The 13997-nt window shown below is 61.0% G+C and carries 8 protein-coding genes and 1 pseudogene; 6 read left to right on the forward strand and 3 right to left on the reverse strand.

Annotation, left to right across the window (positions count from 1 at the left end):
• Positions 1 to 1372: EF-Tu/IF-2/RF-3 family GTPase (locus ACIQY3_RS30130; protein WP_403027228.1), on the forward strand; the 1372-nt coding region annotated here is incomplete at its 5' end.
• 221 nt (positions 1373 to 1593) lie between these two features.
• Here ACIQY3_RS30130 and ACIQY3_RS30135 read toward each other — a convergent pair.
• Positions 1594 to 2034, reverse strand: coding sequence for a YkgJ family cysteine cluster protein (locus ACIQY3_RS30135; protein ID WP_123402764.1), 441 nt, complete (start codon positions 2032 to 2034; stop codon positions 1594 to 1596).
• 260 nt (positions 2035 to 2294) lie between these two features.
• On the opposite strand from ACIQY3_RS30135, the gene ACIQY3_RS30140 reads away from it, so the two are divergent.
• The 5 genes from ACIQY3_RS30140 to ACIQY3_RS30160 all read left to right on the forward strand — a co-directional run bounded on the left by ACIQY3_RS30140 (position 2295) and on the right by ACIQY3_RS30160 (position 11861).
• Positions 2295 to 4745: a glycogen/starch/alpha-glucan phosphorylase gene (locus ACIQY3_RS30140; protein ID WP_403027231.1), complete on the forward strand. Its 2451-nt coding sequence runs from the start codon at positions 2295 to 2297 to the stop codon at positions 4743 to 4745.
• A gap of 288 nt (positions 4746 to 5033) precedes the next feature.
• Positions 5034 to 8633, forward strand: coding sequence for a DUF2339 domain-containing protein (locus ACIQY3_RS30145; RefSeq protein ID WP_403027234.1), 3600 nt, complete (start codon positions 5034 to 5036; stop codon positions 8631 to 8633).
• Complete coding sequence (locus ACIQY3_RS30150; protein WP_403027237.1) at positions 8630 to 10003, forward strand: DUF3999 domain-containing protein; 1374 nt, start codon at positions 8630 to 8632, stop codon at positions 10001 to 10003. Before ACIQY3_RS30145 ends, ACIQY3_RS30150 begins: the two co-directional genes overlap by 4 nt.
• Positions 10004 to 10242: 239 nt before the next feature.
• Positions 10243 to 11253, forward strand: coding sequence for a class 1 fructose-bisphosphatase (locus ACIQY3_RS30155; RefSeq protein ID WP_109627498.1), 1011 nt, complete (start codon positions 10243 to 10245; stop codon positions 11251 to 11253).
• 5 nt (positions 11254 to 11258) lie between these two features.
• Positions 11259 to 11861: a DUF924 family protein gene (locus tag ACIQY3_RS30160; RefSeq protein WP_403027241.1), complete on the forward strand. Its 603-nt coding sequence runs from the start codon at positions 11259 to 11261 to the stop codon at positions 11859 to 11861.
• A gap of 117 nt (positions 11862 to 11978) precedes the next feature.
• Here the strand turns inward: ACIQY3_RS30160 and ACIQY3_RS30165 are convergent, their stop codons facing one another.
• Together ACIQY3_RS30165 and ACIQY3_RS30170 are read right to left on the reverse strand one after the other, a co-directional pair.
• Complete coding sequence (locus ACIQY3_RS30165) at positions 11979 to 12743, reverse strand: methyl-accepting chemotaxis protein (RefSeq protein ID WP_375538756.1); 765 nt, start codon at positions 12741 to 12743, stop codon at positions 11979 to 11981.
• A gap of 93 nt (positions 12744 to 12836) precedes the next feature.
• Positions 12837 to 13871 (reverse strand): annotated as a pseudogene (locus ACIQY3_RS30170) (cache domain-containing protein); the annotation flags it as partial.
• Between the last annotated feature and the right edge of the window lie 126 nt (positions 13872 to 13997).

The following is a 13997-nucleotide window of genomic DNA, read 5'->3' on the forward strand; positions in this document are numbered from 1 at the left end:
CCTCGGTGCTACCGAAGAACAGCTGGACTTCAAAGTCGTCTACGCCTCGGCCCTGAACGGCATTGCCGGTCTGGAACACACCGACATGGCTGAAGACATGACCCCGCTGTACCAGTCGATCGTCGACAACGTACCTGCGCCGAAAGTCGACCGCGATGGTCCGTTCCAGATGCAAATCTCGGCTCTGGACTACAACAGCTTCCTGGGTGTTATCGGCGTTGGCCGTATCGCTCGTGGCCGCATCAAGCCGAACACCCCGGTTGTCGCTATCGACGCCGACGGCAAGAAGCGTACCGGTCGTATCCTGAAGCTGATGGGTCACCACGGTCTGCACCGTATCGACGTTGAAGAAGCAGCTGCCGGCGACATCGTCTGCATCAGCGGCTTCGACCAGCTGTTCATCTCCGACACTCTGTGCGACCCACTGAACGTCGAAGCGATGAAGCCGCTGACCGTTGACGAACCAACCGTTTCCATGACCTTCCAGGTAAACGACTCGCCTTTCTGCGGTAAAGAAGGCAAGTTCGTGACGTCCCGTAACATCAAGGAACGTCTGGACAAAGAACTGCTCTACAACGTTGCCCTGCGCGTTGAAGAAGGCGACACCGCCGACAAGTTCAAAGTCTCCGGCCGTGGTGAGCTGCACCTCTCGGTACTGATCGAAACCATGCGTCGCGAAGGCTTCGAAATGGGTGTTGGTCGTCCAGAAGTGATCATCCGCATGGTTGACGGCGTCAAGCACGAACCGTACGAAAACGTGACCATCGACCTGCCGGAAGAATCCCAAGGTTCGATCATGGAACAGATCGGTATCCGTAAAGGCGACCTGACCAACATGGTTCCGGATGGCAAGGGCCGTGTGCGCCTTGAGTACAACATCCCGGCTCGTGGCTTGATCGGTTTCCGTAACGAGTTCCTGACCCTGACCTCCGGTGCAGGCATCCTGACCTCGATCTTCGACCGTTACGACGTGATGAAGTCCGGCGACATGTCCGGCCGTCAGAACGGCGTGCTGGTTTCGGTTGCTACCGGTAAGGCTCTGACTTACTCGCTGGAAACCCTGCAAGCTCGCGGCAAACTGTTCCTCGGTCACGGTGAAGACGTGTACGAAGGTCAAATCGTCGGCATCAACAGCCGCGACAACGACCTGGGCGTCAACCCAACCAAAGGCAAGAAGCTCGACAACATGCGTGCCTCGGGTAAAGACGAAACCATCGCTCTGGTTCCGCCTATCCGTTTCACCCTGGAACAAGCTCTGGAATTCGTTCAAGAAGACGAATTGTGCGAAGTCACTCCTAAGTCCATCCGTCTTCGTAAGAAGATCCTGGGCGAAAGCGAGCGTACCCGCGCTGCCAAGAAGTCCGGTAACTGAGTTATTTAGTTAGCTGACAAAAAAACGCCCCCGACCGCAAGGTCGGGGGCGTTTTTGTTTGTCTGGGGTTTGTGTGGTGTTTGTGCCGGCCCCTTCGCGAGCAAGCCCGCTCCCACAGGAGATCTTTGGCGGACACATCATTTGTGTACGACACCAATCCAATGTGGGAGCGGGCTTGCTCGCGAAAGCGTTATGTCAGTCGCGGAGGAGCTCAGCGAAGGTTAAAACTTCTCGAGGGTGCGGCGACTGGCGCTGGTCTCACGCACCACTTCTTTGGGCTTGTAAGCGCAATACCCCGGCCGCGGACCGATTTTCGGGTGGTTGCGGCAAGTATCCGGGCGCTTTTCATAAATAGTGCACAGACGGCTCTTACGATCCAGGTACAGGCAATCGTTGTTGCTCATGCGCTGAAGGGTGAAGATCTCGGTCTTCTGGCTGTAACGCTCGACGATCCCTTCCTTTTGCAGGCGCTTGGCGATGTTTTTCGCCGGTTCACCGCGCTCGAACTCGTCGACGATGCCGATGCGGATCAGATCCTTGATCTTGACCTCGACCGGCAAGGTGCAGCAGCTCGACACGCAGGAACCGCACATCGGGGCTGAATATTTGGCCCAGGTATCGAGGCGGTCGATCTCCGCGGCGGCGATCAGGTTGGACTTCATCATCGGTTGTTACCAGCGTGTGCATCAGGGCGCGCGATCATACCGGGACTGGTGGATTTTTGAACAACCTTTCGCCAGTTTTTTTCCGGATCGCCCAATAATTGCCGTTAATCCGGCACGGCCCCTGCATTGATTCAGGTACATGACAATGTAATGCCGGCCTATCTCGCACTATCAGGAAAAACTGCCGAACCAGAGCCCATACCGCCTGTCAGACCGTCTAGGCTCAGACAACTCAAAGCTCGCTCGAGGTCCTATCGATGACTCAAGAACCACTTGTTCGCGAAGCAGAGGTGGCCGCATTCCGCGACGCCGTCTTGACCAAACTCACCTACGCGGTGGGCAAAGACCCGGATCACGCCTTCGACCACGACTGGTTCGAAGCCATTGCGCTGGCAGCGCGCGACCACATGGTCGAGCACTGGATGGACCACACGCGGCAGATCTACCGCAAAGGCCAGAAACGGGTTTACTACCTCTCCCTGGAATTTCTCATCGGCCGCTTGCTCTACGACAGCCTGAGCAACCTTGGCCTGCTCGACGTCGCCCGTGAAGCGTTGACCGAACTCGGTGTCGACCTGGAACGCATCCGCCTGCTGGAGCCTGATGCGGCTCTGGGCAACGGCGGCCTCGGTCGCTTGGCCGCGTGCTTCATGGAAAGCATGTCGACCCTCGGCATCGCCGGCCATGGCTACGGCATTCGTTATGAACACGGCTTGTTCCGCCAGGCCATTGTCGATGGCTGGCAGCAGGAGCAGACGGAACACTGGCTGGATTTCGGTAACCCGTGGGAGTTCGAACGGCCAGAGGTCGTCTATCCGATCGGCTTTGGCGGCAGCGTCGAAACCGTCACCGACGAGGCCGGCAAATCGCGGCAAGTCTGGTCCCCGGCAGAAACCGTCCGTGCCATTGCCTACGACACCCCGGTGGTCGGCTGGCGCGGTGCGAGCGTCAACACCTTGCGCTTGTGGCGTGCCCGCGCCGTCGAAGATTTGCACCTGGAACGCTTCAACGCCGGTGACCACTTGGGCGCTGTGGCCGAAGTGGCTCGGGCCGAAAGTATTTCCCGCGTCCTGTACCCGGCGGACAGCACCGAAGCCGGCCAGGAATTGCGTCTGCGTCAGGAATACTTCTTCGTTGCCGCGTCCCTGCAGGATTTGCTGCGTCGCCATCGCAACATGCACACCTCGGTGTTGACCCTGGGCGACCACGCGGCGATCCAGCTCAACGACACTCACCCATCGATCGCCGTAGCCGAGCTGATGCGTCAACTGGTCGACGTCTACGATGTTGCGTGGGATGCCGCGTGGCAGGTCACAGTAGATACGCTGTCGTACACCAACCACACGCTGCTGCCGGAAGCCCTGGAAACCTGGCCGGTCGGTTTGATGGAACGCATGCTGCCACGGCACATGCAGATCATTTACCTGATCAACGCCCAACACATCGACTCGCTGCGGGCCAAAGGCATTCACGACTTCGACGTGCTGCGCGCCGTCTCGCTGATCGAAGAAGACAACGGCCGCCGCGTGCGCATGGGTAATCTGGCGTTCCTCGGTTCCCACAGCGTCAACGGTGTGTCGGCGCTGCACACGCAACTGATGCGCAAAACCGTGTTCTCCGAACTGCACAAGCTTTACCCGGAGCGGATCAACAACAAAACCAACGGCATCACTTTCCGCCGCTGGCTCTACCAGGCCAACCCCGAACTCACGTCCATGCTGGTCGATGCCCTTGGGCCGGATTTGCTGGATAACCCAGAAGAGCGCTTGCTCGACCTGGAACCGTTCGCCGAGAAGACCGCTTTCCGCAAGGCCTTCGCTGATCAACGTCTGCACAGCAAGAAAGCCCTGGCGTACTTGATTCATGAGCGGCTGGGCATCGCGGTCAACCCGGCGGCGATGTTCGATGTGCAGGTCAAACGGATCCACGAATACAAACGCCAGTTGCTCAACCTGATGCACACGGTTGCGCTGTATCAGGCGATTCGCGCCGAGCCGGAAATCGATTGGGTACCACGGGTGAAGATCTTCGCCGGCAAGGCGGCGGCCAGTTATCACCAGGCCAAGTTGATCATCAAGTTGACCAACGACATCGCCCGGGTAGTGAACAACGACCCGACCGTGCGCGGTTTGCTCAAAGTGGTGTTCTTGCCCAACTACAACGTCAGCCTGGCGGAGAGCATCATTCCGGCGGCGGATTTGTCGGAGCAGATTTCCACCGCAGGCTTCGAGGCGTCGGGCACCAGCAACATGAAGTTCGGCCTCAACGGCGCACTGACCATCGGCACGCTCGATGGCGCCAACGTCGAAATGTGCGAACGCATTGGTGCCGAGCACATGTTCATCTTCGGTCTCAGTGCTCAGCAGGTCGAAGCGCGCAAGCAAAACCATGAGTTCAACGCAGCACCGGATATTGCGGCGTCCCATCGTCTCAATGACGTGCTGCAGGCGATTCGCGGTGGGGTGTTCTCGCCGGATGATCCGTCCCGTTACACCGGGCTGATCGATTCGCTGGTGGACTACGACCGCTTCCTGGTGTGCGCCGATTTCGACTCCTACTGGGACGCGCAGATGCGCGTCGAGGCGCTCTGGCACGACTCTCAAGAATGGTGGCGTTCGGCGGTGTTGAACACCTCCCGGATGGGCTGGTTCTCGTCGGATCGGACGATTCGTGAGTACGCCACGGAAATCTGGAAGGCTTTGGAGTAACTTTTAGCAATAATTGCGAGCAAGGCCCAACGTACGTTGGGCCGGATCGATATACTAAGCGCCAACTTCACCCTTGTGGGAGCGGGCTTGCTCGCGAAAGCGGCCTATCAGTTGACTGAAATGTTGACTGATACGACGCCTTCGCGAGCAAGCCCGCTCCCACATTGGGTTTGTGGTGCAGATGCAATCTGCTCTCACACTGGAATCCGGGTGTCTGGTCACTAGACTCAGCCAGAGACTGCTGTACCCGGAATCGCCCCATCGCGGGGCCACTTAGGGATATCGACCATGCAATGGATCTTGATGCTGATTGGCCTGGTGCTGGGCTGGATACTCGATGAGTCGTTCAGCGATGCGCTGTTGGGCGCATTGCTCGGGTTGGGCATCGGCCAGGCCATTCGCATTGGCCGTATGGACAAGCAATCGGCCGAGCAACGCCTGCTGCTTGAACAGGCACAGGTGGCGCTGAATGGGGTGCAGCAACGCCTGGCGTTGTTGGAGGTGTCCGGCGTCAACGCGCCAGAAGCCAGGCCGCCCGAAGCGATTCATCCTGAAGTCAGCGAGCCCGTTGCAACCCCGGAATTTATTCTCGACGAAATCCCTGTCCAAACCCCGGAACTGATCTGGGAGGTCCCGGCCGACCTCGAACCGATCACCGCCGCCGCCAGCGAAGCCAGCCGTCCGCTGCCCGCCGATGTGTGGACCCCGGAACCGGTCGCCCGCGAACCCCGAAAACCCGCCGCACCTCGCGAACCTAATGTCTTCGACCGCGCCATCAACGGTGCTCGCAACTGGCTGTTCGGTGGCAACACCGTGCTGCGGGTCGGTGTGGTGCTGTTGTTCCTCGGTCTGGCGTTCCTGCTGCGTTACGCCACCGAAGGTATGGTGGTGCCGATCGAAATGCGTTACGCCGGGGTCGCCGCCAGTGCCTTGGGCTTGCTCGCCTTGGGTTGGTGGCTGCGCCATCGCAACAACCATTACGCGCTGATGTTGCAAGGCACCGGGATCGCCGTGTTGTACCTGACGGTGTTCGCGGCGATGCGCTTGCACCCGCTGCTCGACCCGACGGCGGCCCTGGGACTGCTGGTGGCGGTAACGGTGTTCTCGGCGATTCTGGCGATCACCCAGGATTCCCTGGCCCTGGCCTGCGCCGCCGCACTCGGTGGTTTCGCCGCGCCCATCCTGACTTCCACTGGCGCCGGCAATCACGTCGCATTGTTCAGCTACTTTGCCCTGCTCAATACCGGCATCCTCGCCATCGCCTGGTTCAAGGCCTGGCGCCCGCTCAACCTGATCGGTTTTGTCGGCACCTTCGGTATTGGTTTCGCCTGGGGCTTGCGCTCCTACACACCGGAATTGCTGTGGAGCACCGAACCGTTCCTGATTCTGTTCTTCCTGATGTACCTGGGCATCGGCCTGTTGTTTACCCGGCGCAAGCTGTTGGAGATGACCGATGCCCCGGCGGACGACGATCGCCAGGCGCTGTTGCACTGGTCGGCGCGCAAGGGGGATTACGTCGACGGCACCCTGCTGTTCGGCCCGCCGCTGGTGGGTTTCGGTTTGCAGTTCGCGCTCGTCCAGCACCTGGACTTCGCCGCCGCATTCAGCGCGTTGGCGCTGGGCATGATTTACATGGGCCTGGCCCGGTTGCTGATGGGCGGTCGCGCGTTGTTGCTGGCGGAAACCTGTCTGGCGTTGGGCGTGATTTTCGCCAGTCTGGCGATTCCTCTGGGGCTCGACGCACGCTGGACCGCTGCGGCCTGGGCCGTGGAAGGCGCGGGGATTTTCTGGCTCGGCTTGCGTCAGCAACGACCGCTGGCGCGCGCCTTTGCCTTGCTGCTGCAACTGGGCTCCGCACTGGCATTCCTCAGCGAATTGCGCCCCGGCGAAAGCAGCCTGCTGGATGGTTCATGGCTGGGCGCGTTGATGCTCGGCGTCGCGTTGCTGTTCAGCTTCTATCAACTGCGCAAAGCCTTGCCGGAGCAAACGTCGGAGTGGGAACGCCAAGGTCTGCCAGTGTTGGCGTGTCTCGGCCTGACCTTCCTTTATCTGCTGGCGCCGTTGTTCTTCCTGACCCACGGCACGGCGATCAGTTGGGCGCTGGCCGGGTTGGCGACGCTGTTCGTTGGTTTGCGCCTGCAGTCGCGCACATTCCTGTTCACCGCGTTTGCCGTGCAGTTGCTCGGCGGCGCGTTGTTCCTGTTACGCCTGAAAGGGGCGAGCGATGGTTCTGCGGTGTTCAACGCCGGATGGAGCGGGTTGCTTAGCGCCTCGTTGATTGGCCTGGCGCTGATTGGCGGCATGTTGCTGGCGGCTCGCGATGACATGGTGCGCAGCGACGTGCGATTGCTGCGCGGTTTGTCGGTGATCTTGCTGGCCGGTTTGGCGCTGATGAACCTCGCAGTGCTGTTCGTGCTGCCGTGGCAAACCGCGAGTGCGGTGTGGGCGGCCAGCGGGTTGTTCATCATCTGGTTGAGTCTGTACCTCAAGCAGCGCGTGAGTTTTGTCTTCGGCCTGCTGTTGCAGGTGATCGGCGGGGCGGCGTTCCTGTACGCCGGGCCGGATCTGCTGGGGCCGTTGGCCAGTGAAGGTTTGAAACCTCTGGCCCACAGCGGTTTCTGGACACCACTGGTGCTCGGCCTGGCCGCGTTGGTCGGCGCCTGGCGCTTGCAGTTGGGTAATCATGCGTCGGCGTTCGATGCGCTAAGCCTGAATCGTTTGTCCGAATTGCTGCTGGTATGGGGCGTAGGTTGGTGGGCGCTGGCGTGGATCAGCGAAGTGCTGCGCTTTGCCCCGGTGAATCTGCAAGGGACATTGCTGTTGGCTGTCGCGGCGCTGAGTGTGACGCTGTGGACGCTGTTGTCGCTGCGATTGAAATGGCCATCGCTGGGCCTGGTCTGCACCTTCCTGATTCCGGCGGCGGGGCTGGTGTTGCTCTCTGCGTGGCATTCGCGTTATCACCCGGCGGCCGATTTCGGCTGGCTGGTGTGGACGGCGGTGTTCGTCGTGCACTTCATTTCCCTGCGGCGCCTGGCGCCGATGCTGCCGGCACGCGTCCTCAGTACCGCCCACGTGCTCGGCTGCTGGCTGTTGATCGGTGTGCTGGCCCTGGAGCTGCGTTACGGCTTGCTGTTGTTGTCCGAGCAGTACAACGCCTGGCGCTGGTTGGGCTGGGCGATTCTGCCGAGCCTGTATCTGGTGCTGGCCGCCGCGCCGCGCAACTGGCCATGGCCGGTGTCGGCGTATTCTCGGGAGTACCGCGTGTACGCAGCGGCACCGCTGGCATTGCTGATGCTCGGCTGGTTCTGGCTGGCGAACGGCGTCAGCGACGGTACCGCCGAACCGCTGCCTTATGTGCCGCTGATCAACCCGCTGGAATTGGGCCTGCTGTTCGCGCTGTTCGGCGTCTACGCGTGGTCGCGCAGCGCAGTGACGCAATTTGCCTTGCCGAAGGTGTACGCAGAGAACGCCACGCAGCTGATCGCCGGCGCTTCGCTGTTCGTGTTTTTCTCCGCCGTGGTCACGCGCACCGCGCACCATTGGGGCGGCGTGCCGTTCGAGCTGGATCAACTGCTGGCGTCGATGCAGGTGCAGGCCGGTCTGTCGATCGTCTGGACCCTGATGGCGCTGGGGCTGATGATCGGCGGCCATCTGCGCCATCGCCGTGAAGTCTGGCTGATCGGCGCCGCGCTGATTGGCGTGGTGGTGGCCAAACTGTTCTTTGTCGAATTGAGTAACCGTGGCGGCCTCGCCCGGATCGTCTCGTTTATCGGCGTTGGCGTGTTGTTGCTGGTGGTGGGCTACTTCGCCCCGTTGCCGCCCAAGCGTGCCGAGGCTGCGCCGGAGTCTGAAAAACCGGCCCCTGAAACCGAAGGAGTGTCGTCTTGAGTCAGAAGCTGAACCTGGGTTGGTTGGGCGCTGTTGCGCTGGGCGTGGCGCTGTCGGCCAATGCCCAGGAAAAACCTTCGGACTTCAGCACTCAGGTGCCGTTGTCTGTGAGCGGCGACGGGCCGTGGTATCGCCTCGAATTGCCGCTGAGTGTGCAATTGAACGCACGGCAAACCGATCTGAGCGACGTGCGCGTGTTCAACGCGGCCGGCGAAGCCCAGGCCTATGCCTTGGCCCGGGAAACCGCGCAGTCCGCCGAAAACCGCACCACGACCGACGTGAAGTGGTTCCCGCTCTACAACTCGGCGGACGCCACCGAGCGCGCGCCGAGTGTGCGGGTGCAATCGAGCGCCAACGGCACGCTGGTGGAAGTACAGCCGTCCAGCCAATTGGAAGCGGGGGAAGAAGTGCTGCGCGGCTGGTTGCTCGACGCCAGCGCAATCAAGGCGCCGTTGCAGCAGTTGATCCTCGACTGGACCAGCGAGCGCGACGGCTTCCAGCGGTTCAGCATCGAAGCCAGCGACGACTTGCAGCACTGGCAGTCGTGGGGCGAAGGGCAGGTGGCGCGGCTGTCCTTTGCCGACGAGCGGGTCGAGCAACATGAAGTCGGTTTGCCCGGACAATCGGCGCGCTATCTGCGTTTGCTGTGGAACACTCCGCAATCGGCGCCGACCCTGACCTCGGCACAACTCGAAAGCGCCAGCACCCGCAGCCTGCCGTTGCCGTTGGTCTGGTCGCAACCGTTGGCCGGCACGCGGTTGAAGGACGGCGAATACACCTGGCAACTGCCGATGGGGCTGAATGTCGAGCGGGTGCAGGTCGAGTTGAACCAGCCCAACAGTTTGGCGCCGGTGACCTTGTCCGGTCGGCGGGAAAGCAGTCTGCCGTGGCAGTCGCTGAGCGGCGGTTTGCTCTACCGCCTGACCCAGAATGGCCAGGACGTGGTGCAGAACGAATTGCAGTTGTCGGGGCAAACCGTGCAGCAGTTGAAACTGACCGTGGACGAGCGCGGCGGTGGCCTGGGCGCTGAAGCGCCGACCGTGAAATTCGCCGTGCGCTCGACGCAAGTGGTGTTCCTGGCGCGCGGCGCCGGGCCGTACACGCTGGCCCTGGGCAGTGCGACGGTGAAGACGGCGAACTTGCCGTTGTCGACGTTGATCCCCGATTACAGCCCGGCGAAGTTCTCGACACTGGGCAAGGCCACGGTGGATAGCGGGGCCGCGGTGACACAGGCGCCGACAGCGGTGGCCGCTGCGACGGCTGACACCAACTGGAAGAAGTTCGGGTTATGGGCGGTGTTGTTGCTGAGCGTGCTGTTTTTGGCGGTGATGGCGTTCAGTCTGCTGCGCAAGCCGCCGGTCAAACCTTAAGAATGGTGGGTGCTGTGCCATTCGCGAGCAGGCTCGCTCCCACATTGGAATGCGTACTCCTGTGGGAGCGAGCCTGCTCGCGAATGGCGATTTGTCAGTCGGTAAAGATGTCGGTTTCGAACTACGCTAAACCCCGCACATGAACTCTATTGGGCGTATCACGTCTGATAGGAGGAAATGCGCCCCGACTCGCGTTAAACTGCGCGGGTTTTTAGCCCCCCATTCCACCGGAGCCTTCCATGTCCCGCGTTACCCTGAGTCGCTATTTGATTGAGCAGACCCGTAGCAACAACACCCCTGCCGATCTGCGTTTCCTGATCGAAGTGGTGGCGCGCGCCTGTAAAGAAATCAGCCACGCCGTCTCCAAGGGCGCCCTCGGTGGTGTTCTGGGCAGCATGGGCACTGAAAACGTCCAAGGTGAAGTGCAGAAGAAGCTTGATGTGATGTCCAACGACATCCTGCTCGAAGCCAACGAATGGGGCGGTCACCTGGCCGGCATGGCGTCCGAAGAAATGGACAATGCCTACCAGATCCCGGGCAAATACCCGAAAGGTGCGTACCTGCTGGTATTCGACCCACTGGACGGTTCGTCGAACATCGACATCAACGCGCCGGTCGGTACGATCTTCTCGGTGCTGCGTTGCCCGAACGAATACCTGACCCAGAACGAGCCTTTGAACGAAAAGGCCTTCCTGCAGCCAGGCACTCAGCAGGTTGCCGCCGGTTATGCGATTTACGGTCCACAGACCATGCTGGTGCTGACCCTGGGCAATGGCGTCAAAGGCTTCACCCTGGACCGTGAAATGGGCAGCTTCGTACTGACCCACGAAGACATCACGATCCCGGAATCCACCCAGGAATTCGCAATCAACGCCTCCAACCAGCGTCACTGGGAAGCCCCGGTACAACGCTACGTCGGCGAATTGCTGGCAGGCGATGAAGGCCCGCTGAAAAAGAACTACAACATGCGCTGGGTCGCCGCGATGGTCGCCGATGTACACCGCATCCTGACCCGTGGTGGCTTGTTCATGTACCCACGCGACAGCCGCGAGCCGTCGAAGCCGGGCAAACTGCGCTTGATGTACGAAGCCAACCCGATGTCGTTCCTGGTCGAACAAGCCGGCGGCGCATCCACCGATGGTCACCAGCGCATCCTCGACATCAAGCCGGATGGCCTGCATCAGCGCGTAGCGGTGTTCCTCGGCTCGAAAGAAGAAGTCGCACGCGTCACGGCTTACCACAAGGAGTAAACCCAATGACCGCGCCCTGGCAGCCGTTGCTCGAATGGTGGTTCGGATCAGCCGAAGCCCCCAACGACGTAGCGGCTGACAGGGAAAAGTTATGGTTCGGCAAGCGCGACAGCCAGGACCTCGAAGCGCGCGAGCGTTTCGGGGACTGGGTCGAGCAGGCACTGGCCGGCGGTTTGACCGATTGGGCGCAACGCCCTGAAGGTTGGCTGGCCCTGGTGCTGCTACTCGACCAACTCCCGCGAATGATCTTTCGCGACACCCCCAAATCCTTCTCTGGTGATCTCCGGGCCCAAGCCCTGGTGGCGCAAGGCATTGCTGCGGATTTCGATCGGCAGTTGCGGCCAATCCAGCGGGTGTTCATCTACCTGGTGTTCGAGCATTGCGAGAACCTTGCGGTGCAGAACGAGGCGGTTTCGCGGTTTATCGCGCTGGTCGATGAGCAGCCGGAAGCGGATCGGGCGGTGTTTGCCGATAACCTGGACTATGCCGAGCGGCATCAGAAAGTGATTGCGCGGTTTGGACGGTTTCCGCATCGCAATGGGGTGTTGGGGCGGGAGTCTACGGCTGAGGAAATTGAGTTTCTTTCGGGGCCTGGGTCAAGGTTCTGAATTTTCATCGCGGCTAATGCCGTCTTCGCGGGCAAGCCCGCTCCCACAGGGGATTTGCGTCGAACACAAATCCAATGTGGGAGCGGGCTTGCCCGCGAAGGGGCCCGCATGAACGGCTTAGATGCGGAAACTACCCACCAACTGCTTAAGCCGCGCCGCCTGCTGTTCAAGGTCCGAGCAAGCCCGCAATGTCGCCTGCAAGTTCTCCACACCTTCCTGGTTCAGCGTGTTGATCTCGGTGATGTCGACGTTGATCGACTCCACCACGGCGGTCTGTTCTTCGGTGGCGGTGGCCACGGATTGGTTCATGCCGTCGATCTCGCCGATTCGCTGAGTCACGCTGCCCAGGCGTTCGCCGGCCTGGTTGGCGATGCCGACGCTGCTTTCGCTCTGGCGCTGGCTGTCGGTCATGGTGCTGACTGCCTCACGGGCGCCGACTTGCAGCTCTTCGATCATCTTCTGCACTTGCTGCGCCGAATCCTGGGTGCGGTGGGCGAGGTTGCGCACTTCGTCAGCCACGACGGCAAAACCGCGCCCGGCTTCACCGGCACGCGCGGCTTCGATGGCTGCGTTGAGGGCCAACAGGTTGGTCTGCTGGGAGATGCTGGTGATCACTTCCAGAATCTGCCCGATGTTCACCGTATTGCTGTTGAGTGTCTCGATATTGCCGCACGAATCGCTGATCTTCGCGGACAGTTGCTGCATGGCCGCGATGGTTTTATCCACCACTTGCTGACCGTCTTCGGCCAGCGCGCGGGCGTCGCTCGAATGCTGGGAGGCGAGGGCGGCGTTCTGGGCGATTTCCTGGGCGGCGGCGCCCAGTTCGTTGATCGCGGCGGCCACGCTGCTGGTGCGCGAGGCTTGCTGGTCGGAGTTGTACATCGACGAGTTCGATGCCGCGACCACACGCAACGCCACTTCATTGACCTGGCCGGTGGCCGAGGCCACTTCGCGGATCGAGGTATGGATCCGCTCCACAAAACGGTTGAACGACGTGCCCAATGCGCCGAATTCATCGTGGCCGTGAATGGTCAGGCGCTTGGTCAAGTCACCTTCACCTTCGGCGATGTCATGCATCGCACGGCCCATGGTCAGCAGCGGTTGCATCAGGAAGCTGATCAGCATGCCCAGCAGCGCAATGATGATCACCACGGCGATGACCATGGCGATAATCGCCGAGGTGCGGAATTCGCTGAGCATGGCGAACGCGGTGTCCTGATCCAGCACCAGCGCGACGTACCAGTCTGCCGACGGCACACCGTTCACGTGGGTGAAGGAGATGAACTGCGATTTGCCGTCGAGTTCGACTTCTTTCAGGCCCGGGCTGACGCGTGGCGCACCGTTCGGGTAGGCCTCGGCCAGGGTCTTGAGCACCAGTTTGCTGTCCGGGTGGATCAGGATCTTGCCGTCGGCGCTGACGATAAACGCATGGCCGTGACCGCCGAAGTTGAGCGAGTTGATGATCGCGCTGACGCTGCTCAGGTCGATGTCCGCACCGGCGACGCCGATCATCTTGTTCTCATGCTGCACCGGCGTGGCGACGGTGATCACCAGTTTGCCGGACGATGCGGCGATGTACGGTTCGGTGACGATGGTTTGCCGCGCGCTGTCGGCGGCCTTGTACCAGCCACGGGCACGCGGGTCGTAGTCGGCGGCGCGGTTGCCCGCCGGAATCGAGGTCATCACGCCTTCGGTGCTGCCGAAGTAGCTCAACTGGAAGTTGCCGGTGTACGCCGGCAGGTCGATGGCGCGTTTCAGGCTGGCCGGGGCGCTGCCATCCACGGCGATCTGCTGGGACAGCGATTGCAGCAACTGCATGCGGCTTTCCAGCCAGGTCTGGATGTTGCTGGTGGTCAGGCTGCCGAGTTCCTGCATCGAAGACTCGGTGCTGCTGCGCAGCGTCTGGCGCTGGCGGTAGTCGTTGAAGAGGATGAAGCACGCGAATGCAACGGCCACTACGAGGGCAGCAGCCAACAAGATCTTGTGGCTGAACTTCATGTTTCTGGTCATTAAATGAGCTACCGCGGAGGGACGGGTCAACAGGGGGCGTCAATTTGCCACACTGGCAGACTTAACGCTGCTGTTATGTCGACTGCTCAGCGCCAAAGATTAGGCGACTTTTTACAAAAACCGACG

The sequence above is a fragment of the Pseudomonas sp. NPDC096950 genome, from assembly GCF_044762525.1.
GTDB lineage: Bacteria > Pseudomonadota > Gammaproteobacteria > Pseudomonadales > Pseudomonadaceae > Aquipseudomonas.

Bases quoted from the DNA above. Each gene is read 5' to 3' on its own strand.
- ACIQY3_RS30135 (WP_123402764.1), bottom strand. From the start codon at position 2,034: ATGAAGTCCAACCTGATCGCCGCCGCGGAGATCGACCGCCTCGATACC.
- ACIQY3_RS30140 (WP_403027231.1), top strand. From the start codon at position 2,295: ATGACTCAAGAACCACTTGTTCGCGAAGCAGAGGTGGCCGCATTCCGC.
- ACIQY3_RS30145 (WP_403027234.1), top strand. From the start codon at position 5,034: ATGCAATGGATCTTGATGCTGATTGGCCTGGTGCTGGGCTGGATACTC.
- ACIQY3_RS30155 (WP_109627498.1), top strand. From the start codon at position 10,243: ATGTCCCGCGTTACCCTGAGTCGCTATTTGATTGAGCAGACCCGTAGC.
- ACIQY3_RS30160 (WP_403027241.1), top strand. From the start codon at position 11,259: ATGACCGCGCCCTGGCAGCCGTTGCTCGAATGGTGGTTCGGATCAGCC.
- ACIQY3_RS30165 (WP_375538756.1), bottom strand. From the start codon at position 12,743: ATGTACAACTCCGACCAGCAAGCCTCGCGCACCAGCAGCGTGGCCGCC.